20 protein-coding genes are annotated in these 26958 nt (G+C 71.0%); 10 read left to right on the forward strand and 10 right to left on the reverse strand.

Annotated elements, in window-relative coordinates; all coding sequences use genetic code 11:
- Window positions 1-289: 289 nt before the first annotated feature.
- Both ACIHFE_RS07100 and ACIHFE_RS07105 read right to left on the reverse strand, forming a co-directional pair.
- Window positions 290-1897 (reverse strand): M4 family metallopeptidase, encoded by a 1608-nt coding sequence (locus ACIHFE_RS07100; RefSeq protein ID WP_400104791.1) that lies wholly within the window; start codon window positions 1895-1897, stop codon window positions 290-292.
- Between the two features lie 256 nt (window positions 1898-2153).
- A complete protein-coding gene (locus ACIHFE_RS07105; RefSeq protein WP_400104792.1) occupies window positions 2154-4454 on the reverse strand; it encodes a M4 family metallopeptidase in 2301 nt (766 codons plus the stop codon).
- Window positions 4455-4714: 260 nt separating this feature from the next.
- Between ACIHFE_RS07105 and ACIHFE_RS07110 the strand changes: the two genes are divergently transcribed.
- The gene (locus ACIHFE_RS07110; protein WP_400104793.1) at window positions 4715-5221 is read left to right on the forward strand and encodes a DinB family protein; all 507 of its coding nucleotides are present in this window, start codon (window positions 4715-4717) and stop codon (window positions 5219-5221) included.
- A 173-nt stretch (window positions 5222-5394) separates the two neighbouring features.
- On the opposite strand, the gene ACIHFE_RS07115 is transcribed toward ACIHFE_RS07110, so the two are convergent.
- The 6 genes from ACIHFE_RS07115 to glgX form a co-directional block, all read right to left on the reverse strand.
- Window positions 5395-6420 carry an alcohol dehydrogenase catalytic domain-containing protein gene (locus ACIHFE_RS07115; protein ID WP_400104794.1) on the reverse strand — a complete coding sequence of 342 codons (1026 nt, stop codon included), beginning with the start codon at window positions 6418-6420 and terminating at the stop codon, window positions 5395-5397.
- A gap of 91 nt (window positions 6421-6511) precedes the next feature.
- Window positions 6512-7462, reverse strand: coding sequence for an SMP-30/gluconolactonase/LRE family protein (locus ACIHFE_RS07120; RefSeq protein ID WP_400104795.1), 951 nt, complete (start codon window positions 7460-7462; stop codon window positions 6512-6514).
- Between the two features lie 477 nt (window positions 7463-7939).
- Window positions 7940-9367, reverse strand: a complete 1428-nt coding sequence (gene rox / locus ACIHFE_RS07125; protein ID WP_400104796.1) for a rifampin monooxygenase — start codon at window positions 9365-9367, stop codon at window positions 7940-7942.
- Between the two features lie 168 nt (window positions 9368-9535).
- Window positions 9536-11398 (reverse strand): ABC transporter ATP-binding protein, encoded by a 1863-nt coding sequence (locus ACIHFE_RS07130; protein WP_400104797.1) that lies wholly within the window; start codon window positions 11396-11398, stop codon window positions 9536-9538.
- Between the two features lie 2 nt (window positions 11399-11400).
- Window positions 11401-13215, reverse strand: a complete 1815-nt coding sequence (locus ACIHFE_RS07135; RefSeq protein WP_400104798.1) for an ABC transporter ATP-binding protein — start codon at window positions 13213-13215, stop codon at window positions 11401-11403.
- A gap of 34 nt (window positions 13216-13249) precedes the next feature.
- Window positions 13250-15529, reverse strand: a complete 2280-nt coding sequence (gene glgX / locus ACIHFE_RS07140; protein WP_400105029.1) for a glycogen debranching protein GlgX — start codon at window positions 15527-15529, stop codon at window positions 13250-13252.
- A gap of 186 nt (window positions 15530-15715) precedes the next feature.
- Between glgX and ACIHFE_RS07145 the strand changes: the two genes are divergently transcribed.
- From ACIHFE_RS07145 to ACIHFE_RS07165, 5 genes are all read left to right on the forward strand, one after another.
- Complete coding sequence (locus ACIHFE_RS07145) at window positions 15716-16930, forward strand: Ig-like domain-containing protein (protein WP_400104799.1); 1215 nt, start codon at window positions 15716-15718, stop codon at window positions 16928-16930.
- 209 nt (window positions 16931-17139) lie between these two features.
- Window positions 17140-18345, forward strand: coding sequence for an Ig-like domain-containing protein (locus tag ACIHFE_RS07150; protein WP_400104800.1), 1206 nt, complete (start codon window positions 17140-17142; stop codon window positions 18343-18345).
- An 80-nt stretch (window positions 18346-18425) separates the two neighbouring features.
- Window positions 18426-19193 carry an enoyl-CoA hydratase/isomerase family protein gene (locus tag ACIHFE_RS07155; RefSeq protein ID WP_400104801.1) on the forward strand — a complete coding sequence of 256 codons (768 nt, stop codon included), beginning with the start codon at window positions 18426-18428 and terminating at the stop codon, window positions 19191-19193.
- A gap of 267 nt (window positions 19194-19460) precedes the next feature.
- A complete protein-coding gene (locus tag ACIHFE_RS07160) occupies window positions 19461-19976 on the forward strand; it encodes an ATP-binding protein (RefSeq protein ID WP_400104802.1) in 516 nt (171 codons plus the stop codon).
- Between the two features lie 423 nt (window positions 19977-20399).
- Window positions 20400-20921 carry an N-acetylmuramoyl-L-alanine amidase gene (locus tag ACIHFE_RS07165; protein WP_400104803.1) on the forward strand — a complete coding sequence of 174 codons (522 nt, stop codon included), beginning with the start codon at window positions 20400-20402 and terminating at the stop codon, window positions 20919-20921.
- A 10-nt stretch (window positions 20922-20931) separates the two neighbouring features.
- Here the strand turns inward: ACIHFE_RS07165 and ACIHFE_RS07170 are convergent, their stop codons facing one another.
- Window positions 20932-21243 carry a hypothetical protein gene (locus ACIHFE_RS07170; RefSeq protein ID WP_400104804.1) on the reverse strand — a complete coding sequence of 104 codons (312 nt, stop codon included), beginning with the start codon at window positions 21241-21243 and terminating at the stop codon, window positions 20932-20934.
- A 62-nt stretch (window positions 21244-21305) separates the two neighbouring features.
- Here ACIHFE_RS07170 and cutA point away from each other — a divergent pair, with 62 nt between their 5' ends.
- The 4 genes from cutA (at window position 21306) to ACIHFE_RS07190 (ending at window position 25585) form a co-directional block, all read left to right on the forward strand.
- Window positions 21306-21635 carry a divalent-cation tolerance protein CutA gene (gene cutA / locus ACIHFE_RS07175; protein WP_400104805.1) on the forward strand — a complete coding sequence of 110 codons (330 nt, stop codon included), beginning with the start codon at window positions 21306-21308 and terminating at the stop codon, window positions 21633-21635.
- Window positions 21636-21906: 271 nt separating this feature from the next.
- A complete protein-coding gene (locus tag ACIHFE_RS07180) occupies window positions 21907-22977 on the forward strand; it encodes an iron ABC transporter substrate-binding protein (RefSeq protein ID WP_400104806.1) in 1071 nt (356 codons plus the stop codon).
- The gene (locus tag ACIHFE_RS07185; protein ID WP_400104807.1) at window positions 22974-24521 is read left to right on the forward strand and encodes an ABC transporter permease; all 1548 of its coding nucleotides are present in this window, start codon (window positions 22974-22976) and stop codon (window positions 24519-24521) included. The genes ACIHFE_RS07180 and ACIHFE_RS07185 overlap by 4 nt, the downstream gene beginning before the upstream one ends.
- On the forward strand, window positions 24518-25585 hold the full coding sequence (locus tag ACIHFE_RS07190; protein WP_400104808.1) for an ABC transporter ATP-binding protein: 1068 nt from the start codon (window positions 24518-24520) through the stop codon (window positions 25583-25585). Before ACIHFE_RS07185 ends, ACIHFE_RS07190 begins: the two co-directional genes overlap by 4 nt.
- Here ACIHFE_RS07190 and ACIHFE_RS07195 read toward each other — a convergent pair.
- Window positions 25572-26954 carry an L-serine ammonia-lyase gene (locus ACIHFE_RS07195; RefSeq protein ID WP_400104809.1) on the reverse strand — a complete coding sequence of 461 codons (1383 nt, stop codon included), beginning with the start codon at window positions 26952-26954 and terminating at the stop codon, window positions 25572-25574. The genes ACIHFE_RS07190 and ACIHFE_RS07195 overlap by 14 nt on opposite strands.
- Window positions 26955-26958: the final 4 nt, after the last annotated feature.

The raw sequence follows: 26958 nt of genomic DNA on the forward strand, positions 1-26958 counted from the left end.
AAGAAGCAGGAAGAAGCGCGGAGTGGAAGCCGCCTCTGCCGGCCGTACCGTCCTGAGTCATCCAAAGCCCGCTGCGACAAGGAGGTCTCCATGCCAGCCGCTGAACCCACTACGCCGGAAGTCGGTGCCTTGGCCATGGACACCAGGACCGATCGTGTCGGCATCGTCATGGCCAAGGAAGGCGGCCTGTTCCAACTGCGGCCCCTACGGGGCGGGCTGGAGTGGGACGTGCCGCCGGGCCTCCTCAGGCCGGTGGTGGCGGAGGGGCCAAGCCCCTCCGCTCGCCCGGCTACTTGACGTTCACCGCGTCCCAGGCGTGCTGAACGGCCTTGTACTGCGTGCTCTTGGTGCCGTACAGATCCCGCGCCGCCTTGAGGGTCGCGCTGCGGGCGCCGTGGTAGTCGGTGGTGGAGGTCATGTGCTCGGTGAGCGCCTTGTACCAGATCTTCACCGCGGCGTCCCGGCCGATGCCGGCGACCGGCTTGTGGTCATAGGTGGGGCTGTCGTAGTGGACGCCGTTGATGGTCTTCTTTCCGCTGCCCTCGGACAGCAGATAGAAGAAGTGGTTGCCGATGCCGGAGGTGAAGTGCATGTCCTCACTGCCGATGCCGGGCTTCCAGTAGTCGGCCGACGGGGGCCAGCCCTCGGCGCGGTTGGCCTCGGCGTCCCGGCTGGGGCGGTCCATATAGCGCAGCGGCTGGCCATTGCCCAGCAGGTTGACCTGCTCGCCGATCAGGTAGTTGCCCGGGTTCTTGGGGTTCTTGGCGTAGAACTCCACGGCGGTGCCCAGGATGTCGGAGGTCGCCTCGTTGAGGCCGCCGCTCTCCGACTGGGTGTAGCGCAGCTTGGCGGTGGCGGAGGTGACGCCATGCGTCATCTCATGGGCGGCGATGTCCAGCGAGGTGACGGGGGTCTTGTTGTCCAGCCCGTCGCCGTAGTGCATACAGAAGCAGCTGTCCAGCCAGAAGGCGTTGGCCTGGTTGGTGTCGTAGTGCACATACAGCTTGGGCGCCTTGCCGTCGCCCTTGATGCCATTGCGGTGCAGGACCTTCTTGTAGAAGTCCCAGGCCACGGCGGCGCCGTACTCGGCATCCACGGCGGCGGTCTGCGCCATGGTGGACTTGCCGTTGCCCCAGACGTCCTTGGCGTTCCGGAAGGCGGGGGCGCCGTCCTCGGCGAGGCCGCCGCGCATGTTGAAGACCTGCATATTGCCGCGGGCCTGGTCGCGCAGCACCCACTGGCCGCCGATCTTGACCGAGCCCACCTTGACCCGGCCGTTGTACATGCTGTTGCCCTCGCCGGTCTCCACGGCCTGCCAGTCGGCGAGCTTCTTGCCGGTGGTGGCGTCGGTGACCACATGCAGTTCGCTGGGGGCGCCGCCGGGCTGGGTGCCGCCGATGACGGTCTCATAGGCGAGGACCGGCTTGCCGTCCGCGGCCCAGATCACCTTGCGCGGGGCGCGGTCCTGCACGACCGGGCTGCCGCCGCCCTGTGCGGCGGGGGCCAGCGACTCGGCGGAGCGGCGCGCGGCCGGCGGCGTCACCTTCGCCTTGGTGGTGGGCACCTTGATGGTGGCCTCGGTGGCCTTGTCGACGTCCTCGACCTTGCCGTCCTTGGTCTGCTGGACGACCAGATCGCCGCCGATGACCGGCAGTCCGTCATAGGTGCGCTCATAGCGGGCGTGCACGGTGCCGTCGGGCGCCGTGATGGTGCCCTGCGGAATCAGCTTCTCCTTGGGGCCCAGGTGCAGGGCCTTGGCCGGGTCGTCGGTTCCGGTGTCTGCCTGCGCGGGGACGGCGCTGAAGCCGCCGGCGAGCAGGGCCGCCGCGATGGCGGCCGCGCCGGTGGCGACGGCCGGCCGGCGGGCACCGGAGCGGGCTATTCGGGACGTGCGCACACGAACTCCTGATCTGCTGACTCATCGGTCGAAGACCGCGACCGACCGGGTCAGTTTGATCGAACTCGCGTGCGTCTGAGTGTGAAAAGTGGGGCTGGCGATGCACAAGTTACATAAATATTACGTCAAGTGGTGCTGTGGGTTTGGTAATAGCGGATGAATGGTGCATTTCGCCGGTTGGGGGATATGGTGCGGCGCCGCCCGGGGGAGTGGAACTCACCCCGGACGGCGCCTGGTTCACAGGGCTCAGCCGGTATCAGAAGGTGAGCCGCCACTTGGTGAGGTAGCCGGAGTCACCGGCGTACACATCCTGCACCTTGAGCTTCCAGGTGCCCTTGGCGCTCACCGCGGAGGCGTCCACGGTGTAGGTGGCGTTGACGTCCGCGGCCGAGTCCCAGGAGTCGGAGTTCTTCAGCCGCCAGGTCTTGCCGTTCGGCGCCACCAGGTCGATCACCAGGTCACCGCGGTAGGTGTGCTTGATGGCCACATCCACCTTGAGGGCCTTGGCGCCGTTGCCGGACCGGGTCACCGTGATCGGTGAGGTGACGGCCGCACCGGCGTCCGGGATGTCCAGCCGGCTGCCGTTCTCGAAGACGCTGCCGCCGCCGTCGGTGTTGACGGTCCACTTGAAGGAGGCCGAACTGCTCTTCCCGGTCGCGTCCTTGGCCGTCACCGTGACATCGCTGGTGCCGGTGGTGGTCGGAGTTCCGGAGATCAGGCCGGTCGAGGAGCCGATGGACAGGCCCGCGGGCAGTCCGGTGGCCGAGTAGCTGACCGCACCGGTGGCCCCGGTGGCGTTGAGCTGGACGGAGACGGCCGTGTTGACCACGCTGGTCTGGTCGCCGGGGCTGGCGAGGGCGATCCCGGTGGTGGCCCGGCTGCCGACGTTGATGGCGGCCCAGGCGTTGGCCGCGTTGTTGTAGGTGTCGCTGCCGACGCCGAACAGCTCACCGGCCGCCCACAGGGTGGCGTCCCGCGCGCCCGCGTAGTCGGTGTTGGACCGCATCCGCTCGGTCAGCGCCTTGAACCAGATCTTGGCCGCGTTGTCCCGGCCGATGCCGGTGACCGGCTGGCCGTCGTAGGTGGGGCTGTCGTAGTGGACGCCGTTGATGTCCTTGGGGCCACTGCCCTCGGAGGCCAGGTAGAACCAGTGGTTGGCCGGCCCGGAGGAGTAGTGCACATCGATGCCGCCCAGGCCCGAGTCCCAACTGTCCTTGGACGCGCCGTCCTTGCTGGGCTTGTCCATATAACGCAGCGGGGTGCCGTCGCCATTGATGTCGATCTTGGCGCCGATGCGGTAGTCGCCGGGGTCCTGGGGGTTGTGCGCCCAGAACTTGACCGCGGTGGACATGATGTCGGAGGTCGCCTCGTTGAGACCGCCGGACTCACCGCTGTAGTTGAGGTTGGCGGTGGCCGCGGTGACGCCATGGGTCATCTCATGCGCCGCCACATCGATGGAGGTCAGCGGCTTGGCGTCGCCCTGGCCATCGCCATAGGTCATGCAGAAGCAGGTGTCGTCCCAGAAGGCGTTGACATAGCCGGTGCCGTAGTGGGTCCTGCTGTACGCGCCCACGCCGTCGCCGCGGATGCCGCTGCGGCCGTGCACGGTCTTGTAGTAGTCCCAGGTCAGCTGGGCGCCATAGGCCGCGTCCGCGCCGGCCGTGGACGGGTCGTTGACGGTGCCGTCGCCCCAGACGTCGGTGGAGTTGGTGAACAGCGAGCCGGTGCCGTTCGTGCCATGCGCCAGGTTGTAGGTCTTGTGGCCGCCGCGGGTGCCGTCGGTGAGTGTGAACTGGCCGCCGGACTGCGTGGATTCCAGGTTGACCTGGCCGCTGTACTGGGTGTTGCCGGTGGCGGTCTCGATGCCCTGGTACTCGAAGAGCTTCTTCCCGGTCCTGGCGTCGGTGATGACATGCAGCTGGTTGGGCGTTCCATCGTCCTGCAGCCCGCCGACCACGGTCTCGTACGCCAGCACCGGAGTGCCCTTGGCCGCCCAGATCACCTTGCGCGGGGCCTTGTCGGCCTTCCGGGCCTTGGCGCCGTGCGACCGGGCGGAGGCGACCGCATCCCGCTCGGCCCTGGCGGCGGAGAAGGACGGGGTGGTGGAGGCGACGGCCAGCCGCGCCTTGGTGGCCTTGGCCACGCTCTTGACGGTGCCGTTCCTGGCGGCGTCCACGACCAGGTCGCCGCCGAGCACCGGCAGACCGTCGTAGGTGCGCTCATAACGGGTGTGCACCGTACCGTTGTTGTCCTTGACGGTGTCCTTGACCACCAGCTGTTCCCTGGAGCTCAGCCCCAGGTCCCTGGCGGTCTTCGCCTTGGTCGCGTTGGCCTGGCGGATCAGCTCCGCGCGCTGTGAGGGGGACAGCTTGGCGGGCTGGGCGCCGGGGTCCGCCTTGGCTATGCGCTGCTGGGGGGCGGACCGTTTCGCCTGCTCCGTACCGGAGTTGGCGGCCGCACTCTGCACGCCCACGGCGAGCAGGGCGGTGACCGCCACCAAGGCACTGCCGGCTACGGCGCGTTGACGGCTGGGGGAGCGCCGGGAGGTGGGTCTCACACTGACTCCTTCTGCGGTGGCCGCGCAGGGGGATGCGGGCCAAGGCCGATGTGAGGGGGTGGGGGTGTGGGGGGATGGGGGGTGTGGGGGGTCCGACGTCGGTTGTGGTGCAGAGTGTCCACCGGTCTCATGGACATGTCAGGAGCGAATCCGCAACTTGGCCGGAAAATGTCCGTTGGCCAAAGACCTGTGTCCGCATAGCGGGCGCGGATAGCATCGCGCCGTCCCGCACCACCGGCGTCGAGAAAGGCTTTGAGGCAGTGGCCGTTGAACGTATAGCCCCGCCGTTGACCGGCGGAGAACGCGAAACCCTGCGCGGCTTCCTGGACTTCCACCGCGCCACGCTCGCCATGAAGTGCGAGGGGCTCTCCGACGAGCAGCTGCGCCGCAAGGCCGGCCCGCCCTCCGGGCTGTCACTGCTGGGGCTGGTGCGTCATATGGCCGAAGTGGAACGGGCCTGGTTCCGCCGGGTGATCAACAAGGAGGAGGTGCCCTGGGTCTGGTCGGAGACGGGCGACTTCCAGGAGGCCTTCGACGCCACCACCTCCACCAGGGCCGAGGTGTTCGCCGCCTGGGAGCACGAGATCGCGCACGCCCGGCGGATCGAGGAGGCGGCCGAGTCCCTGGAGGTGACCGGTTATCAGCCGCGCTGGGACAAGGAGGTGTCTCTGCGGCTGGTGATGCTGCACCTGATCCATGAGTACGCCCGGCACAACGGGCATGCGGATCTGCTGCGCGAGGCCATTGACGGTGCGGTGGGGGCCTGAGGGCGGGCCGGGCTCGGGTGCCGCGCCCTCGCCGGGTGCGGCTGCTGCTTGTGAGGCAGCCGGCACCTCCCATGCCCCGTGGGGTTTCAGGTGCGGGCTGTGCGTGGCTGGTCGCGCCCACGCGGCGGAGCCGCAGGACACCGCAGCCCCGTGCCCCTTATGGGGCGCCCCGGTCAGCTCATGGTGAGCACCATCCGGAAGCGGGCGGAGCCGGACAGCATCCGCTGGTACGCGGCGTCGGCCTCGTCCAGCGGCACTGTCTCGATCATCGGACGGATGCCCCGCAGGGCGCTGAAGGCCATGGTGTCCTCGACGTCCTGGGCGGCGCCGGAGGGATGGCCACGGATCACCGTGCCGCCCATCAGCAGCTGGTTGGGGCTGATGCCCAGCGGTTCGACATCCGCCCCGATGACCACCAGCTCGCCCCGGGGGCGCAGCCCGTCCACGGTGGAGGCGATGGCGGACGAGCTGGCGGCGGTGGCCAGCACCACCTGGGCGCCGCCCAGCGCCTGCAGGGCCTCGGCGACCGGAGTGCCCGAGGTGCTGTCGAGGTAGTGATGGGCGCCCAACTCCTGGGCGAACGCGGACTTTTCCGCGCCACGGGCGATGGCCACCGTCTCAAAGCCCATCGCGGCCGCGTACCGCACGCCCAGGTGGCCCAGGCCGCCCAGGCCCAGCACCGCCACCAGGTCGCCCGGCCGGGCCGAGCTGCGCCGCAGCCCGTTGTAGGTGGTCACCCCGGCGCAGGCCATGGGCGCGGCATCGGCGGCCGGCAGGGCGTCGGGGATCCGGGCCAGCGCATCGGCGGGCACGATCACCGACTCGGCGAAACCGCCGTCATAGGCCCAGCCCGGGACCTTGAGGTTCTCGCAGACGATGAAGTCGCCCCGCCGGCAGGAGGGACAGTGGCCACAGCTGCCGCCGAACCAGCCCACCGCCACCCGGTCGCCCACCCGCCAGTCGCCCGGGGTGTTCTCCCCCAGCTCCGCCACCCGCCCGGCGATCTCATGGCCGGGCACCAGCGGGAAGCGCACCCCGGGCAGCAGGGCATTGACGAAGAGGGCGTCGCTGTGACAGATCCCGCAGGCCTCCACGGTCACCCGTACCCGGCCGGGCCCGGGCCCGGCCAGGTCCCGCTCGACGATCTCCAGGGGCGCCCCCACGGCGCCCACCTGCGCGACTCGGTAGCTGCTGCTCATCTGGATCACTCCGGGATGCGAGACCACGCCCCCCGTCCTCCAGCACAGCAGGTCCGCGCCGATCGCGCGCGTCGAGGCCGGGACGGGCGCCTCAGCGGCCGGGCACCACCCGCACGATCCGGCCGGATGCCTCGGTGACGAACAGGGCGTGCTGCCGGTCGTGCTCCCCGAAGCCATGGGCCACCCGGACGCTGGTGGGCATATGCAGCCCGGACACCAGCACACAGGAGCGGCCGGTGGCCGGTTCCACCCGGATCAGCTCGCCGGCCCGGAAGGAGACGACGACCAGGGCGCCGTCGTCCACGGCCGTCAGATCGTCCAGCAGCTTGAGGTCCAGCGGGTTGGGGCTGAGCTCGGCCACGGTGGTGTGGTGCGCCGGGTCGTCCAGGGGGACCCGCACCACCGGGGAGGAAGTGCTGGTGATGACGCTGGCGTACAGCTGGTCGCCCACGATCTCCAGGCCGTTGGTGCCGAAGACGTCGGCTGCCCGGGTCCAGCGCTCGTCCCGGGTGCCGTCCGGGCGCACCTTGAGGATGCCGGTGGCCAGTTCCCGGCTGAGGTAGAAGTTGCCCTGGGCGTCGATGGCCAGGCCGTTGATACCGGGGGTGTGGTGGAAGACCCGCTGCGGACGGGGGACGGCGGCCGTCGGGTCGAAGCGCAGCACACCGCCGTCCGAAGCCAGCGGATACACCCCGAAGTTGACGTACATCATCCCGTCCGGGCCGCGCCGGATGGCGCCCGGCCCGTCCACCGGAAAGCTGGTGCGCAGGGATCCGTCGGGGGCGTAGCCCTCCACCCGGTGCTTGCCGCTGTGCGAGACCCAGAGCGTGCCCCGGCCGTCGAACTCCAGGTTCTCCCGCCAGTCCAGCAGCGGTATGCCGCCCCGGTGGAACACAGTGGTCCGGGCCTGCCGCGGGCAGGAGGCGATGGACGCCCGGGGTGCGGCGGCCGCCGGGGCGGCCGTACCGCCGGCCAGCAGCGCGGCCGCCAGGCCCACGGCCAGGGCCGCTCCGGGCAGACGGCGTCTTGTCCGATGGTTCACTGGTTCCCCTTCCGGTTGCCGGATGGTAACTGCGCCTGTGGGTGGGCGAGTTGGCGGTGCCGGTAGGAAAGCTAGACCACCGCCTCCGGTGGCGAAGGCGGGAAATGGGCTGGTGCGGCGGATGCGCGAGCCGCGTGCGGCGGGCATCCCCGCCCGGGCCGGGCCGCCACGGCCGGCCGCTGCCGCCGGCTGTGGAGTCGTGGAACCCGGCACGGGACCAGGACCGTTGGCTGCGGTCCCGTCCCGGCGGCGGCTCCGGCCCACCGGCATACCGCGCCCGGGGAAGCGGTGCGCCGGTGCGGATCGACCGGCGGCATCCGCACCGGCTTTAGGCCCGAAATCGCCGTGGCGTCCGGGGGCCGGGTGGGTCGCCCCGTCAGGGGCGCGGGTCGCCCATGTCCTGCGGCTCCGCCGCGTGGGCGCGACCAGCCGCGGACGGCCCGCACATGCAACGCACCCCGCACATGCAAAGTCCGCTCAGTCGGCAGCGACGCCAAACCACTTGGGCAAGTGGCCGAGCAGATCCTCCTGGTCCTCGCCGGCCCACACCACATGCCCGTCCGGCCGCAACAGCACCGCCGGCACGTCCAGTTCCTCGCTGACGTCCACGATGTGGTCGACCCGGTCCGCCCAGCCCGCCACCGAGAGCCGGCCGGTCTGGTCGAGCAGCAGCCCCCGGCCGCCGCGCATCAGCTCATAGAGGCGGCCCCGCTTCAGCTTTACGTCCCGCAGCCGGCTGCCGAGCAGCTCATGGCCCTTGCCGAAGTCATAGCGGATCGCAATCGCGAGGATCTTCTCGGTCAGGTACCGGTTGACCTCCTCGAAGTCCGCCAGCTCCGACACCAGCCGGCGCACCGCCCGGGCACCCGGCTCGGTGGACATCAGCTCCATCTGGGCGCGGGTGTTGTCCAGCACCTCGGCGGCCACCGGGTGCCGTTCGGCGTGGTAGCTGTCCAGCAGCCCGTCCGGGGCCCAGCCGTTGATCTCGGCGGCCAGTTTCCAGCCGAGGTTGAACGCGTCCTGCAGGCCGAGGTTGAGGCCCTGGCCGCCGGTCGGCGGGTGGATATGGGCCGCGTCGCCGGCCAGCAGCACCCGGCCCACCCGGTAGCGCTCGGCCTGCCGGGTGGCGTCGCCGAAGCGGGAGAGCCGGCGCGGTGAGTGCACGCCGAAGTCGGTGCCCGCGACCGCCCGCAGCTGCTGCTTGAACTCCTCCAGCGTCGGCGGGACCGTGCGGTCCTCGGCCAGCCCCTCGGCGGGTACCACGACGCGGTATCCGCCGTCCCCGAGGGGCCCGATGCCGAACCGCAACTGCGTCTTGCGGACCTCGGCCATCGCGGTGGCTATGGTCTCCGGCGGTGCGGTCACCTCCATCTCGCCCAGCAGCGTCTCGGTCCTGGTGGGCTCGCCGGGGAAGCCGACGCCGAGCAGCTTGCGCACCGTGCTGCGGCCCCCGTCACAGCCGACGAGGTAGCGCGAGCGCAGCCGCGTGCCGTCCGACAGCTCTGCGGTCACCCCTTGATCGTCCTGGCTCAGCCCGACCAGGGCGCAGCCGCGCCGGACCTCGGTGCCGAGCTCGGCGGCCCGCTCGGCGAGCAGGCGGTCGGTGACGGGCTGCGGGATGCCCAGGACATACCCGTGCGCGGTGTCCAGCCCGGCGGGCGACGGCTTGCTGATGGCGGCGAAGAAGCCACCGACCGGGTACTTCTTGCCCTGCGCGAGGAACCGCTCCAGCAGGCCGCGCTGGTCCAGCAGCTCGATGCTGCGCGCATGCAGGCCGAGCGCCCGGACAAAGGTGACCGGCTCCGCCTCCTTCTCCAGCACCACCACCCGCACACCATGCAGCCGCAACTCGGCGGCCAGCATCAGACCGGTCGGTCCGCCGCCGGCCACGATTACGTCGATCATCAAGTCCCCCATGTGGTAAACCCGCAGGTCCTGGCCTCGGCCGACGATTCTGCGCTACCACCGGGGCCTTGCCGCAAGGCCCCCCATGCGCTATATGTTGAGAGTGGCAAGGAGTGGGTGAACTCCTTGCCTTTCCTTTTGCTCCTTCACTTCTGGGCCGGGTGCCCGCTAGACCAGGCTCTCCCGCCAGGCCCGGTGCAGCTCGGAGAACCGCCCGGTGCCCGCGATCAGTTCGGCCGGGGTGCCGTCCTCGACGATCCGGCCCCGGGACATCACCAGCACCCGGTCGGCGATCTCCACCGTGGACAGCCGGTGCGCGATGATCACGGCGGTACGGCCGCGCAGCACTGTGTGCATGGCGCGCTGGACGGCCCGTTCACCGGGGATGTCCAGCGAGGAGGTGGCCTCGTCCAGGATCAGCACGGCCGGGTCGGCCAGCAACGCCCGGGCGAAGGAGACCAGTTGGCGCTGGCCCGCCGAGATGCGGCCGCCGCGCTTGCGGACGTCGGTGTCATAGCCGTCCGGCATGGCGGTGATGAAGTCATGGGCGCCGATCGCCTTGGCCGCCTGCTCGATATCCGCCCGGGTGGCGTCGGGACGGCCGATGGCGATGTTGTCGGCGATGGTGCCGGAGAACAGGAACGCCTCCTGGGTGACCATCACCACCCCGCGGCGCAGTTCCGGACCGGACAGCTCGCGCAGCGGCACCCCGTCCAGCAGGACCTCGCCCTCGCTGGGGTCGTAGAACCGGGCCAGCAGCTTGGCCAGGGTGGACTTGCCCGCCCCGGTGGAACCCACCACGGCCACCGTCTGCCCGGCGGGCAGGGTGAGGTCGAAGCGGGGCAGCACCTCGCCGCCGGTGCGATAGGCGAAACTCACGCCCTGGAAGGCCACTTCACGCCCCGGCTGCTCGGCGGGGCGCCGCGGCAGCGGCCGGGGCGCGGCGGGCTCCGGAACCGAGGGGCGCTGGGCCAGCAGGCCGGCGATCTTCTCCAGGGAAGCGGCCGCGGACTGGTAGGAGTTGAGGAACATCCCCAGCTGGTCCACCGGGTCGTAGAGGCGGCGCAGATACAGCACCGCGGCGGCCAGCACGCCCAGGCCCAGTTCCCCGTCCGCCACCCGGTAGGCGCCCCACACCACAATCCCGGCCAGCGAGATATTGCAGACCAGCCGGGAGGCCATCACATACTGGCCCATGGCCACCATGGCCGCCCGGTTGGTCTGCTGGTGACGGGCGTTGAGCCGGTCGAAGTCCGCGTCGTTGACCCGTTCCCGCCGGAACGCCTGTACCGGGCGGATGCCGTTCATGGTCTCGGTGAACTTCACGATCACCGCGGCGATGGCGGTGGACTTGTCGCGGTGGACCACCAGAGAGCGGCGCCCGTACCAGCGGACCAGCAGCCACAGCGGGGTGAAGGACAGCAGCGCCACCACTCCCATCTCCCAGTCCAGCCACAGCAGGGTGACCGAGACCAGGGCCAACGAGGCGATGATGCCCATGAGTTCCTGCAGACCGTCGTTGAGCAGCTCGCGCAGGGACTCGATGTCGGTGGTGGCCCGGGAGATCAGCCGGCCCGAGGTGTAGCGCTCATGGAAGTCCACGCTCAGCGTCTGGGCGTGCCGGAAGATCCGGCCGCGCAGGTCCAGCAGGGCGTTCTGGCCCACCCGGGCGGAGATCTGGATGTAGGCGTGCATCAGCAGGCCGGAGGCCAGGGCGCAGAGCAGATAGGCGGTGCCCACGGCGATCAGCGGGCCGTGGTCATGGCGGCGGACGGCCGGCACACACCGGTCGATGGCATAGGCGACCAGCAACGGGCCGGCCTGTACGGCCGCTTGCTGGAGCAGCAGGACCACCACGGTCAGCCAGACCCGGCCCCGGGCGGGGGCCAGCAGCGACCGCAGCAGGGCGAGCGAGGCGCCCTTGGGGACGTCCAGGACGTCCTGGCCGACGGGGTCGTCGGGGGTGGCCGCCGGGGCCGGCCGGGTGTGATCGTCAGTGGCGGAGGGCTGGTCGGAGACGGAAGTGGTCATGGTCAGACGTCTCCTTCGGCTTCTGGCAGGTGCTCCTGTCCGGACATGAGCTGGGCGTACTCCCGGTTACTGTGCAGCAATTCCTGGTGTGTGCCCACCGCGGTGATGCGCCCTTCGGAGAGCAGGGCGACCCGGTCGGCGAGCAGCACGGTGGACGGACGGTGTGCGACCACCAGGGCGGTGGTGGTGGCCAGCACCTCGCGCAGGGCCTGTTCCACCAGCGCCTCGGTGTGCACATCGAGGGCGGACAGCGGGTCGTCCAGGATCAGGAAACGGGGCCTGCCCACCACCGCCCGGGCCAGCGCCAGGCGTTGGCGCTGGCCGCCGGACAGGCTCAGCCCCTGCTCGCCGACCTGGGTGCGGTGCCCCTCGGGCAGGTCATGGACAAACCCGGCCTGGGCGACCGCCAACGCCCGTATCAGGTCTTCCTCCTGGGCCGACTCGGCCGAATCGGTGCCCATCAGGACGTTCTCGCCGGCGGTGGCGGAGAACAGGGTGGGCTCCTCGAAGGCCACCGACACCAGGCGGCGCAGCCGCTCCCGGGGGAGGGCGGCGATGTCCTGGCCGTCCAGGGTGATCCGGCCGGCGGTGGCCTCGTGCAGCCGGGGGATCAGCGCGGTCAGGGTGGTCTTCCCGCTGCCGGTGGCGCCGACCAGGGCCATGGTCTCGCCGGGCCGGATATGCAGATCGATGCCGCACAGCACCGGCTTGGCGTCCGGTGGGGCGTCGGCGTAGCGGAACTCCACGCCCTCCAGGCGCAGTCCGTCCCGGGCCGGCGGCTCGCCGCCGGCGGTGGACGGGGCCGGATCGGCCGGCGGCAGGGGGGCGTCCATCACCTGGGTCCAGCGGTCGGTGGCGGCCGCCGCGTCATTGGAGATGGCCAGCAGGAAGCCGATGGACTCGATCGGCCAGCGCAGCGCCAGCGCGGTGGACAGAAAGGCCACCAGTGCCCCGGCGGTCAGCCGGTCGTCGGCGACCTGCTCCACGCCCAGCACCAGGGCCGCCCCGATGGCCACCTCCGGCAGCGCCATGATCAGGCCCCAGAGGAAGCCCAGCAGCCGGGCCTTGTGCAGCTCGGTGCCGCGCAGCCGGCCGGAGAGCGCGGCGAACGCCCGCTCCTGGCCGCGGTGCTGGCCGAATCCCTTGATGACCCGGATGCCCAGCACGCTCTCCTCGACCACCGTGGTCAGATCGCCGACCTGGTCCTGGGCGGTGCGCGCGGCCAGCGAGTAACGGACCTCGAAGTAGCGGCAGAGGAACACCAGCGGCACCACAGGGGCCAGCAGCACCAGGCCCAGCAGCCACTGCTGGAGCAGCAGGATGACAAAACCCAGCACAATGGTCAGCCCGTTGACCACCAGGAAGGTCACCCCGAAGGCCAGGAAGATGCGCAGCAGCATCAGATCGGTGGTGCCCCGGGAGAGCAGCTGGCCGGAGGGCCACTGATCGTGGAAGGAGACCGGCAGCCGTTGCAGCCGGCGGTAGAGGGCGGCACGCATCCGGGCCTCCACCCCGGTCAGCGGGCCGGCCACCATCATCCGGCGGACGCCGAACAGCCCCGCCTCCAGCACGCCCAGCAGCAGCAGGGCCAGCCCGCCGAGCCACACCCCGGAGGGATCGTGGTCCGCGATCGGCCCGTCCACGATCCACTTCAGGGTCAGCGGGATGACCAGACCCAGGGCGGAGGCCGTGGTCGCCACCGCCATGGCGCCGAGGAACCTGCCGCGCACCGGCCGCACATAGGGCCACAGGCGCAGCAACGAGCGCACGGTGGAACGGCGTTCAGCGGATGGCGTCTCTTCCTCGGTTCCGGTCATCAGTGGCGAGACTACGGTTCGCCACTGACAACGCTCACGTGGTTTTCCCGCCGGAGGCTTCCGGCGGCGGGGCCTGAAGAGCCGACAGCAGCAGCACCGACCTGGGCGGGACCATGGTCCGGGTGCCCGCGCGGCGGCGTACGCCGGGGGGCGTGCGCTGGTCCTCCCGCGAGGTGTCCACCAGCAGTTCATAGCCCTCGGCCCAGGGCGGGCCGGGCAGGGTGAACTCGACCGGCGCGGAACCGGCGTGAAAGACCGCCAGAAAGCTGTCGTCGGTGATCCGGGTGCCGTCCGGGGCCCGCCGGGTGATCTGCCGGCCGGAAAGGTACATGCCCAGGGTGGCCCCGGGTGCGTACCAGTCGGCCTCGGTCATCTCGGTGCCCTCGGTGGTGAACCAGGCCAGGTCGCAGGGACCGTCCTGGTCGGCGGGCCGCCCGGTGAAGAAGGAGTGGCTGCGCAGCACGGGGTGGGCGCGGCGCAGGGCCAGCAGCCGGCTGGTGAGCTCGGCCAGCGGGCGCCAGGCGGGGGTCTCCAGCAGGGACCAGTCCACCCAGCCGGTCTCGTTGTCCTGGCAGTAGGCATTGTTGTTGCCGCCCTGGGTACGGCCCATCTCATCGCCGGCCAGCAGCATGGGCACCCCGGCGGACAGCAGCAGGGTGGCCGTCAGGTTGCGCATCTGGCGCCGGCGCAGGGCGCCCACCCGGGGGTCGTCGGTCTCGCCCTCCACCCCGCAGTTCTGCGAGCGGTTGGCGTCGGTGCCGTCCCGGTTGCCCTCCCCATTGGCCTCGTTGTGCTTGCGCTCGTAGGACACCAGGTCGCGCAGGGTGAAACCGTCGTGCGCGGTGATGAAGTTGACGGAGGCGTAGGGCCGGCGGCCGCCCCAGCCATAGAGGTCGCTGGAGCCGGAGAGCCGGTAGCCCAGGTCGCGTACGTCGGGCAGCGCCCCGCGCCAGAAGTCGCGCACCGCGTCCCGGTAGCGGTCGTTCCACTCCGACCAGGGCGGCGGGAAGCCGCCCAGCCGGTAGCCGCCGGGGCCCAGGTCCCAGGGTTCGGCGATCAGTTTCACGGTGCGCAGCACCGGGTCCTGGGCCAGGGCGGACAGGAAGGGGGAGAGGCCGTCCACGCCATGGGCGGTACGGGCCAGGGCGGAGGCCAGGTCGAAGCGGAAGCCGTCCACTCCCATCTCGGTCACCCAGTAGCGCAGCGAGTCGGTGACCAGCCGCAGCACCTGGGGCTGCGGGACGTCGAGGGTGTTGCCGCAGCCGGTGAAGTCGGCGTAGCGGCGGGCGTCGTCCTGCAGCCGGTAGCAGCGCCGGTTGTCGATGCCGCGCAGCGAGAGGGTGGGCCCCAGTTCGCCGCCCTCGGCGGTGTGGTTGTAGACCACGTCCAGGATGACCTCGATGCCGGCGGTGTGCAGGGTGCGCACCATCCTTTTGAACTCGCCCACTTGCTGGCCCCGGCTGCCGGACGCGGAGTAGGCGGCGTGCGGGGCGAACCAGCCGATGGAGTTGTAGCCCCAGTAGTTGCGCAGCCCGCGCCGCAGCAGGTGGTCCTCGTGGGCGAAGTGGTGGACGGGCAGCAGTTCCACGGCGGTTATGCCTAAACGGTCCAGGTGCTCCACGGTGGCCGGATGGGCGAGGCCGGCATAGGTGCCGCGCAGGGCTTCGGGCAGCTGGGGGTTGAGCCGGGTGAAGCCGCGGACATGCAGCTCGTAGATGACGGTGTCGGCCCAGTCGGTGGCCGGCCGGGTCTCGCAGGCCCGTTCGCCGTCGGCGACCACCACGCCCTTGGGGACGAAGGGGGCGGAGTCGCGTTCGTCGCGGACGGTGTCGGCGATGTGCTGGTGCGGCCAGTCGCGGACGTGGCCATAGACCTGCGGGGGCATGGTGAAGTCGCCGTCCACCGCCCGGGCGTAGGGGTCCAGCAGCAGCTTGGCGGGGTTCCAGCGGGCGCCGGTCCAGGGGTCCCAGCGGCCGTGCACCCGGTAGCCGTAGCGCTGCCCGGGCAGTACCCCGGGCAGGAAGCCGTGCCACACCTCATGGGTCAACTCCCGCAGTTCATGGCGGGTTTCCCGCAGGGCGCCGGACTCGTCCTCGGTGAACAGGCAGAGTTCGACGGCCTCCGCGCCGCCCGCCCAGAGGGCGAAGTTGGTGCCGGCCACCTGGCCGGGCCCCACCGTGAAGCGGGCGCCCAGCGGTTCGGGCGAGCCCGGCCAGGCGGTGGTGTCCGGGGGCCGGACCCGTCCATTGACCTCGGCCGGGCTGCCGGGATGGGGTTGCGCCGTTCCGGTGGTGAAGATGACGCTCTGCTCCATGTGTTGCTCGGATGCGCTGGGCACGTGTCGCCTCCGGGCGGCTTTCGGGTGGCACGCCGCGATGTCGCCTGTCCCCCCTTTCTTCCCACTCCAGCGCGAGAGTGCGCATGCGCTCACACGTGTGACCGGTTGCAGCAAGGGAGTGCAGCGACGTTTCCCGGGAGGAAACGTGTCGTTGGGACGGTTGTGACACCTTTTGCGCTTCCGCGCGCCCTGCGCGGGCTGTTTGTGCTGGCCGTACTGGCCCTGCTCGGGGGGTGCGCCCCGGGCGCCCCGGGGCGGACGCTCACGGATGACGAACGGCCCGCCGCCGAACTGATCCGGGTCACCCCGGGTGACGGCGCCAAGAACGTCCGGGCCAACGACCCGTTCGAGGTGCGGGTGTCGGAGGGGACGCTGGAGCAGGTGCGGGTCACCGAGATCTGGGACAGCGGGCGGCGCCCGGTGGACGGGCGGATCCTGGACGGCGGGCGCGGCTGGCGGCCGTCGGGCGGGCCGCTGGGGCTGGCCGCCCGCTACACGGTGGACGCCGTGGCCCGGGACGCCAGGGGCCACCGGGCCGCCCGGCACACGGAGTTCCGGACCTATGTGCCGGAGCACCGGTTCATCGGCTATCTGACGCCCGCGCCGCGCTCCACGGTGGGCACCGGCATGATCGTCTCCTTTGGCTTCAGCCGGCCGATCAGCGACCGGGCCGCGGTGGAGCGCGCCATCCAGGTCCGGTCCCGGCCGGCGACCCAGATCGCCGGGCACTGGTTCGGCTCCTCCCGGCTGGACTTCAGGCCGCGCCAGTACTGGAAGCCGGGCACCGTGATCACCGTGGACCTGCGGCTGCGCGATGTGCGGGGGGCGCCCGGGGTGTACGGGGCGCAGCGCAAGACGGTCACCTTCACCGTGGGGCGCGGCCAGGTGAGCACGGTGGACGCGGCGGCGCACACCATGACCGTGGTGCGTGACGGCGCACCGCCGAGGACGCTGCCGGTGACCGCGGGCGGGCGGGCCAACCCCACCTATCTCGGCAAGATGGTGATCAGCGAGAAGTTCGAGGTGACCCGGATGAACGGGGACACGGTGGGCTTCGGCGGCGAGTACGACATCGGCGATGTGCCGCACGCCCTGCGGCTGACCGGCTCCGGCACCTTCCTGCACGGCAACTACTGGGCCAAGCCGGGGGTGTTCGGCACCCAGAACACCAGCCATGGCTGTATCGGGCTGCGCGATGCGCAGGGCGGCGGCCGGGACACCCCGGCGGCCTGGTTCTACGACAGCTCATTGGTCGGCGATGTGGTGGAGGTGGTCAACTCGGGCGGCCGGCCGGTGACCGCGGACAACGGACTGGGCGGCTGGAACCTGTCCTGGCCGGCCTGGCGGGCGGGTTCGGCGCTGCGCGAGCTGGACTGAGGCGGTACGCCGGAGTGCTCCGTGTGCCCCGGCCCTTTGGGCGGTTGGGACGGAACAGTGACATTCGCGGGGGCGAATGATGTCCGATGCGTATGGTTATCTAGCGCCATGCGCGCATGGCGCGCTGGCGGCCTCGCCGACTCCCTGGCGCGGGAGGCCGTTTGGGGGGCACCGTGTGGGGGCGGGCCGTGCGAGGGGAGACGACCGTCGTGAACGTGCAGCCGACATCCGACAGCCGTGGGCGCCGCCGTGCGCCGGCCGCACTGCTGCTGGGGACGGCGCTGGCCCTGACCGCCGCGTGCAGCGGGGGCTCGTCCGACACTGGTGGGAAGGCCGGCGGGGACGAGTCCAAGGCGGTGGTGTCGATCATGCCCAAGGACGGTGCCAACGACGTGGGCACCAGCGGGGCGCTGCGGGTCACCGCGCGGCAGGGCAGCCTGACCTCGGTGAAGGTCACCGACGGCAAGGGGCACCCGGTGGAGGGCCGGATATCCGGTGACGGCTCGTCCTGGGAGCCCTCCGGCCATCTGGCCGCCGCCACCAGGTACACGGTGGACGCCATGGCCAAGGACAAGGACGGGCGGCAGTCCGCCAAGCACGCCGCCTTCACCACCCTGACGCCCAAGAACACCTTTGTCGCCTACTTCACCCCGGAGGACGGCAGCGAGGTGGGGGTGGGGATGCCGGTGTCGCTGGACTTCAGCCGGGGCATCACCGACCCCAGGGCGGTGGAGAAGGCGGTCAGGGTCACCGCGGACCCGCCGGTGGAGATCAAGAGCCACTGGTTCGGCAACGACCGGCTGGACTTCCGGCCGGAGAAGTACTGGGCGCCCGGCACCAAGGTGACGCTCAGCATGAATCTGAACGGCGTCCAGGGCCGTGAGAGTGTCTACGGCACCCAGGACAAGACGGTGAAGTTCACCATCGGCCGCAGTCAGATCAGCACGGTGGACACCCGCAGCCATGAGATGACCGTACAGCGGGACGGCAAGGTCATCAGGACCATCCCGATATCGGCCGGAGCCCCCGGACACACCACCTACAACGGCCAGATGGTGATCAGCGAGAAGTACGAGGTGACCCGGATGAACGGGGACACCGTGGGCTTCGGCGGGGAGTACGACATCAAGGACGTGCCGCACGCCATGCGGCTGTCCGCCTCCGGCACCTTCATCCATGGCAACTACTGGTCGGGCGAAGGCACTTTCGGCTCGGAGAACGCCAGCCACGGCTGTGTGGGCCTGTTCGACGAGCGCGGGGGCGGCGACCCGTCCACCCCGGCCGCCTGGTTCTACAAGAACTCGCTGATCGGCGATGTGGTGGTGGTGAAGAACTCTCCCGACCGGACCGTCCAGCCGGACAACGGGCTCAACGGCTGGAACATGCCGTGGTCCCAGTGGACGGCGGGCAACTGAGGGACGAACGGGACCGGTGGTGCCGGTGCGCGTCAAATGCACCGGTTCCGCTGGCTGTTAACGGCAGCTAACCTGCTGCCATGACTGTGCATCTTGAGGTCGCCGAGGGTGTGGGCACCGTCCGGCTGGACCGCCCGCCGATGAACGCGCTGGACATCGCCACCCAGGACCGGCTGCGCGCGGTGGCCGAGGAGCTCTCCCAGCGGGCGGACGTACGGGCCGTGGTGCTGTGGGGCGGGGAGAAGGTGTTCGCGGCCGGCGCGGACATCAAGGAGATGCGGGAGATGGACCACGCGGCCATGGTGGCCCGCTCCCGGGGTCTGCAGGACGCCTTCACCGCGGTGGCCCGCATCCCCAAGCCGGTGGTGGCCGCGGTCACCGGCTATGCGCTGGGCGGCGGTTGTGAGCTGGCGCTGTGCGCGGACTTCCGGATCGCCGCGGAGAACGCCAAGCTGGGCCAGCCGGAGATCCTGCTCGGCCTGATCCCGGGCGCCGGCGGCACCCAGCGGCTGTCCCGGCTGGTCGGCCCGTCCAAGGCCAAGGACCTGATCTTCACCGGCCGTCAGGTCAAGGCGGCGGAGGCGCTGGCCATCGGGCTGGTGGACCGGGTGGTCCCGGCGGAGGAGGTCTACGCCCAGGCGCATGACTGGGCCGCCCGTCTGGCGGCCGGTCCCGCCATCGCGCTGCGTGCCGCCAAGGAGGCGGTGGACGCCGGCCTGGAGACCGATATCGACACCGGGCTGGCCATCGAACGGAACTGGTTCGCCGGGCTGTTCGCCACCGAGGACCGTGAGATCGGTATGCGCAGCTTTGTCGAGGATGGTCCGGGCAAGGCCAAGTTCAGCTGATCCGGCCGGCGTTGACCCCAGGTGGGATACCCCCGGCACCGGCTGGGGGTATACACGTGTGAGGGAATTCCAGGGGACTTCGCACGCCTCTGTGTTGACCTTCTCCCGTCCGCCCCAAGGGCCTTGGCGTCCCATGGTCCGTGCAGGTCACCCCGGAGATTTCCATGATGACGACGCCTCTGGCATATGTCGCGACGGTGCCCTGGAACGGGGTCTTCCGCTCCACTGAATCCCGCCGTTCCCCTTCGCGGCGGCTCTCCGGCGGCCATGATGGAGGGCATGGCGGGCCTGGAGGGAACGGATCGGCCACGGCAGAGGGTGGGTACCGCCCCTGCGCGGTGGACCCCTGTCGTTGAGGATGGACTGGCGCTGAGGGCGCTTGAGCGGTACGGCAATCCGCACCTCGGCGAGGCGCGGCTGCCCTCCTGTCCGGAGTCCACGGTGGCCGCGCGCCGGCTGACCCAGGCGGTGGCGCTGCGCCAGTGGGGACTCTCGCCGCAGCTGACCGAGTACGCCGTGCTGCTGGTGTCCGAGTTGGTGGGCAATGCCATCCGGCACACCGGCGCCCGCTGGTTCGGGCTGCGGATGCTGCGCCGCCGGGGGTGGGTGCGGATGGAGGTGCGGGATCCCTCGCGAGGGCTGCCCTGTCTGCTTCCGGTGCGCGAGACGGATATCAGCGGGCGCGGCCTGTTCCTGGTGGACCGGCTCTCGGACCGCTGGGGGGTCGATCTGCTCACCCGTGGCAAGACCACCTGGTTCGAGATGCGCGTGGTGGACCGCTGAGGCCCCGCCGGTGACGCCCGGTCGCTGATGCCTTGTCGCTGACGCACCGTCGCTGATGCCTTGTCGCTGATGCGCGAAGGGCCCCCATGCGTCCATGTCGGACGGAACGGGGGCCCCTTCGGGACGCCGCGAAGAATTGGGGTGTGTTTCGCGGCGTATGGACGACCTTGCCCGGGTCAATGGGGGTCGCGGCCTCCGACTATGGCAGACGGGACGCGAGGAGCCAAAGCGGCTTTACCGTCACCAGTGGACAAATCCGGCAATGACTCTCGGTAATCAAAGGTGAGATGGAACACTCGCCTTGCTTTCCATGAATAAACCGCACCATGGTTCTTATTTTTATGCATCACCGGCTGAGGTGCTTGCAGGGTGGCGCCGGCCCCGGTGTCATGTCCTCGTCCTACACAGCCTTCGGAGGTCCCCGTGGACGAGACCGAGCACACCTTCCCCGCGACGCCGGAGTCCTATCCGCCCACCCACTGGATACCGGCCAGCAGCGCCAACTTCACGGTCTCCGGCCGGCCCGGCGCCTACCCGGTCGACTTTGTGGTGATCCATGTGACCCAGGAGACCTTTCCGGATGCCATGCGGATCTTCGAGAACCCGCATGCCAGGGTCTCGGCGCACTACATGGTGGCCTCCGCCGACGGCTATATCGGGCAGTTCGTAAGAGAGCGGGACATCGCCTGGCATGCGGGCAACTGGGACTACAACACCCGCAGCATCGGCATCGAGCACGAGGGCTGGATCGACCGGCCCGAGTACTTCACCGAGGAGATGTACCACTCCTCGGCGGCGCTGACGGCCGCCGTCTGTGACCGGTACGGCATCCCCAGAACCCGGGAGCGCATCATCGGCCATGTCGAGGTGCCGGGTTCCACGCATCATGACCCCGGCCCCTACTGGGACTGGGACCGCTATCTGCGCCTGGTGAACGCCGCCTGAGCGGGGCCGGTCAGCGCCCGCCGCGCCGCTGGGCGTTCGCCCGGCGGCGGGCGTCGTTGCACAGCAGGCACCGGCCCCAGCCGGGCGGCAGCGGGTCCTCCTTGTCCCCGTAGAGGGGGTCGACCGCGCCCCTGGGGTGCCGGGCGCAGCCGGTGGCGCCGTGCCCCGCGCCCAGTGCGTGGGCCGCCGCCAGCGCCCGCTGCAGGGCGTCCACCAGTTGCTCGCTCTCCTGGGGCGAGGGGGCGGTGGCATCGAGGGCGAAGGCGATGTCCGAGGCGGTGTGCAGCGCACCGCGGAGTTCGCGCAGGTCTGCGTGGCTCATGTCAAGGAGCCTACGCGTCACCACTGACAACGCCTCCGGCCCGCTGCGGTACGGTCGGCGCCATGCCCGAGGCCATCCAGTACATCGCGGTGACGACCACCACCGACAGCGAGGAGTCGGCCCGCCACCTCGCCGCCACCGCCATCGAACGCCGGCTCGCCGCGTGTGCCCAGATCGACGGGCCGATCACCAGCGTCTACCAGTGGCAGCGCAAGATCCGTACCGACACCGAGTGGCGCCTGCACTACAAGACCACCGAGGCGCGGTACGCGGAGCTGGAGGCGCATCTCAAGGCCGAGCACCCCTATGACGTGCCGGAGATCATCGCCACCCCGATCACGGCCGGCAGCGCGGACTATCTGGCCTGGGTGCGCCGGGAGACCCGCTCCTAGGCGGCTGCGGGGGAGTGGCCGGAGCCGGGCCGTCACGCTTGGGTAAACCTTTGGGTCCTCCGGCGGTGTCGACTCCGCCACGAGCCGGCCATGGGAGGGTCAAATATCGGCCACCGATGCCGGGCAAATTCCGACTTGTCGGGCGGAAAACGGCCGAAAACCAGTCGTGTTGATGCTTGACGGGCAGGTTTGCAGGCGAGCCTCACCTAAGTAAGGTGCGCCTTGCTTCATTGGCTCGGGCAGGTGTCCCGGCACGGCTCGGAGGTCCCCCATGTCTGTCATTTCCCGGCGCTCCGCACGGCGGTGTGCCGCGCTGTCGGTGATGGTCTCGCTGTCGGCCCTGGCGCTGGCCGGATGCGGCGGCTCGCAGGACTCCGGCGACTCCTCGGCCGCGTCCGGCGGTTCGCTCAAGGGGCAGACCATCACCGTCTACAGCGGCCAGCACGAGCAGACCGTCAGCGCGCTGGTGAAGGACTTCAAGGCACGGACCGGGATCACCGCCAAGGTCCGCTCGGGCGACGAGGCGGAACTGGCCAACCAGCTGCTCACCGAGGGCCCGGCCTCCCCGGCGGATGTGTTCTTCGCGGAGAACCCGCCCGCGCTGACCACGCTGGAGGACAAGGGGCTGCTGGCCAAAACCGACACCCCCACCCTGTCCGCCGTGCCGGCCGAGGACAGCTCGGCCAAGGGTGACTGGGTGGGCGTCTCGGCACGCGAGGCCGCGTTCGTCTATGACACCGGCAAGCTCAAGGGCTCCCAAGTCCCGCAGTCCGTCAAGGACTTGGCCGACCCGGCCTGGAAGGGGAAGCTGGGCGTCGCGCCCAGCGAGACCGACTTCACCCCGATCGTCACCAGGATGATCAAGAGCCTGGGCAAGGACGGCGCCAAGAGCTGGCTCGAGGGCCTCAAGGCCAACAGCAAGGTCTACGGCAGCAATGAGGACCTGGTCGCCGCCGTGAACCGGGGCGAGGTCGAGGGCGGAGTCATCGACCACTACTACTGGTACCGGCTGCGCGACGAGCAGGGCGCCGCCAAGACCAGGAGCGCACTGGGCTACTTCAAGCAGGGCGACCCCGGCGCGCTGGTGGACGTCTCCGGCGCCGCGGCCCTCTCCCACAGCAAGCACAAGGCGGCGGCCCAGGCGTTCCTGTCCTACCTGGTCTCCAAGCCGGCCCAGCAGATCATCGCCGGCTCGGAGAGCTATGAGTACCCGCTCCTGGCCGGTGTGAAGAACACCAAGGTCAGCCGGGCGCTGGCGGACTCCGGCCCGGTCGCCCGGGCGGCCGAGCTCGGCGACGGCAAGGACGCGCTGGACCTGCTCAAGTCCACCGGCCTGCTGTGAGGCTCCCGCGCCGGTTCCCCGGCCCGCTGCCCCTGACGGCGGGCCTGATCGCCCTGCTGGTGGCCTCCCCGCTGGCGTTTGTGGCGCTCCAGGCCGCCCAGGCGGGCGGCGACACCCTGCACCGGCTGCTGGCCCGCCCCCTGGTGGGCACCCTGTTGTGGCACACCGTCGCCCTGACCACCATGGTCACCGCCATCACCCTGGTCCTTGGATTCACCGCCGCCTACCTGGTGGAACGCACCGACCTGCCCGGCCGCCGGGCCTGGACCGTGGCCCTGGCGATGCCGCTGGCGGTACCGGAGTTCGTCCACGGCTACTGCTGGGTCTCGCTCTTCCCCCAGGTGCAGGGCTACTGGGGCGCGGTGCTGGTGATGGCCTCCTCGCTCTACCCGCTGGTGTTCCTCCCGGTGGCCGCCGCCCTGCGGCACGGCGACGCCTCCGCCGAGGAGGTGGCCCGCAGCCTGGGCCGCGGCCGGGCGGCCATCCTGTGGCGGGTGACCCTGCCGCTGACCCGCCCCGCGCTGGCCGGCGGCGCCCTGCTGGTGTCGCTCTATCTGCTGGGCGAATACGGGGCGTTCGCCATGCTCCGCTACACCACCTTTGCCACCGCCGTGTTCACCGAGTACCAGACCAGCTTCGACATCGCCTCGGCCAGCCTGCTGACCCTGGTCCTGGTCGCCCTGGCACTGCTGCTCGTCACCCTGGACGCCCGGGCCGCCCGGCGCGGACGCGTGGTGCGCGAGGGCGACACCGGCCGCCGCTGCGCCCCGCTGGCCCTGGGCCGCTGGACGGCCCCCGCCCTGCTGGGGCTGGCCGCCATGGTGGGAGTGACGCTCGGGGTGCCGGTGTACGCCCTGGTCCACTGGCTGCTGGCCGGCAGCTCCAGCACCCTGCCCTCCGCATCCATCCTCGGCGCCACCGCCACCACCCTCGGCTATGCGCTGACCGCGGCGGCCGTGGCCACCGCGGTGGCGGTGCCGGTGGCCCTCTACTCCTGGCGGCGCCCCACCCGCACCGCCCGCGCCGTGGCCCACGCCGCCTATCTGACCCGGGCGCTGCCCGGCATCGCCGTCGCCCTGTCGGTGGTCTACTTCGCCATCCGCTACGCCCAACCCCTCTACCAGCAGCCGCCGTTGCTGGTGGCCGGCTATGTGGTGCTGTTCTTCCCGCTGGCCCTGACCTCGGTGCGCGCCTCACTCGCCCGGGTACCGCGGGGAGTCGAGGAGGCGGCGCGCTCCCTGGGCGTGCGCCGCGCTGCGGTACTGGCCCGGGTCACCCTGCCGCTGATCCTGCCCGGCCTGGGCGCGGCCTGCGCCATGGTCGCCCTGACCGCCAGCACCGAACTGACCGCCACCCTGCTGCTGCGCCCCACCGGCACCGAGACCCTGGCCACCCGCTTCTGGGCCTACACCACCGGCCTGTCCTACGGAGCCGCCGCCCCCTACGCCGCGGTGATGGTCGCCCTGTCGGTGCCCGCCGTGCTGATCCTCACCCGCCGCACCTTCGGCCCCCACCCCGCCAACAGCCACGGAGAGACCAGATGAGCGGCCAGCCGGGCCTGTCGATCGAGCAACTGCACGCGGTCCACGGCCGCACCCCGGTGCTGACCGGCCTCGACCTGACCGTCGAGGACGGGGCGCTGGCCTGTGTGCTGGGACCCTCCGGCTGCGGCAAGAGCACCCTGCTGCGGATCGTCGCCGGCTTCCATCCGGCCACCGGCGGCCGGGTCACCCTGCGCGGCCGGGTCCTGGACGACCAGCGCTCCCGGATCCCCGCCGAGCGCCGGCGCATCGGCTATGTGCCGCAGGACGGGGCGCTGTTCCCGCATCTGACCGTCGCCGCCAACATCGGCTTCGGCCTGCCCCGCCGCCAACGGCCGCAGCGCGTCCGGGAGATGCTGGCCCTGGTCGGGCTCGACGGGCTGGCCGACCGCCACCCGCACCAGCTCTCCGGCGGGCAGCAGCAGCGCGTCGCGCTGGCCCGCGCCCTGGCCCCCGAGCCCCAACTGCTGCTGCTGGACGAGCCCTTCGCCGCCCTGGACGCGGCGCTGCGCACCGAACTGCGCGCCGAGATAGCCGCCACCCTGCGCCGGGCGGGCGCCACCGCCGTCCTGGTCACCCATGATGTGGACGAGGCGCTGGCCTTCGCCGATGTGATCGCCGTGCTGCGGGACGGCCGGGTCGCCCAGGCCGGCACCCCGCACACCCTCTACCACCGGCCGGCCGACGCGGGCATCGCCCAGACCCTGGGCGAGGCCAATCTGCTGCCCGCCGAGTTCGCCGACGGGCACGCCAGCACCGCCTTCGGCCCGCTGCCGCTGACCGAGGAAACCGGCGCCACCGACCGGGGCACCGTGCTGCTGCGCCCCCACCAGCTGCGCCCGGCCGCCGGACCCGGGCCGCACACGGTACGGGCCCGGGTGCTCGCCAGCCGCTTCCGGGGCCATGACCACCGGGTGGAACTGGCCCCGGCCGAGGGCCGGGGCATGCCCGAACGCCTGGTGGTCTATCTGGCCACCACCCCGCCGCAGACCGGCGGTGACATCCACCTGGCCGCCCAGGGGCCGGCCCATCCGGTGGCCGGGGGCGGCGAGCTCAGCACTCGATGACGTTGACGGCCAGGCCGCCGCGCGCCGTCTCCTTGTACTTGACCTTCATATCGGCGCCGGTCTCCTTCATGGTCTTGATGACCTTGTCCAGGGAGACATGGTGGCGGCCGTCGCCGCGCAGGGCCATCCGGGCCGCGGTGACGGCCTTGGCGGCGGCCATGCCATTGCGCTCGATGCACGGGATCTGCACCAGGCCGCCGACCGGGTCGCAGGTCAGGCCCAGGTTGTGCTCCATGCCGATCTCGGCCGCGTTCTCCACCTGCTCCGGGGTGCCGCCGAGCACCTCGGCCAGGCCGCCGGAGGCCATCGAGCAGGCCGAGCCCACCTCGCCCTGGCAGCCGACCTCGGCGCCCGAGATGGAGGCGTTTTCCTTGAAGAGCATGCCGATGGCACCCGCGGCCAGCAGGAAGCGGACGATGCCGTCCTCGTCGGCGCCGGGCACAAAGTTCATGTAGTAGTGCAGCACGGCCGGGATGATGCCGGCGGCGCCATTGGTGGGGGCGGTCACCACCCGGCCGCCGGCCGCGTTCTCCTCGTTGACCGCCATGGCGTAGATGGTGATCCACTCCATGGCACGGGCCTGCGGGTCGCCCTCGGCGCGCAGCTGGCGGGCCGAAGTGGCCGCGCGGCGGCGGACCTTGAGGCCGCCGGGGAGGATGCCCTCGCGGGACATGCCGCGGGTGACACAGGCCTGCATCACGCGCCAGATCTCCAGCAGACCCTCGCGGATCTCGGTCTCGGTGCGCCAGGCCTTCTCGTTCTCCAGCATCAGCGCGGAGATCGACAGGCCGGTCTCCCGGGAGAGCCGCAGCAGCTCGTCACCGGTGCGGAAGGGGTACTTCAGGACGGTGTCGTCCAGGACGATGCGGTCCTGGCCCACCGCGTCCTCGTCGACCACGAAGCCGCCGCCGACCGAGTAGTAGGTCTTCTCCAGCAGGGGCGCGCCGGCCTCGTCGTAGGCGAACAGCGTCATGCCGTTGGCGTGGTACGGCAGGGCGCGGCGGCGGTGCAGGATCAGCTGGGTGGACTCATCGAAGTCGATCTCGTGGGCGGAGCCGATCTCGGTGCCCAGGAGCCGGAGGCGCTTGGTGGTGCGGATGCGCTCCACCTCGTCGTCGGCGGTCTCCACATCGACGGTGCGCGGGGAGTGGCCTTCCAGGCCCAGCAGCACGGCCTTGGGGGTGCCATGGCCGTGGCCGGTGGCGCCCAGCGAGCCGAAGAGCTCGGCGCGCACCGAGGCGGTGTGGGCCAGCAGGCCCTCGTTCTTCAGGCGTCCTACGAACATGCGCGCCGCCCGCATCGGACCCACCGTGTGGGAGCTGGACGGGCCTATGCCGATCGAGAACAGATCGAATACGGAGATGGCCACGGTG

Origin of the sequence: Streptomyces sp. NPDC052396, assembly GCF_044593195.1 — a bacterium.
Taxonomy (GTDB): Bacteria; Actinomycetota; Actinomycetes; order Streptomycetales; family Streptomycetaceae; genus Streptomyces.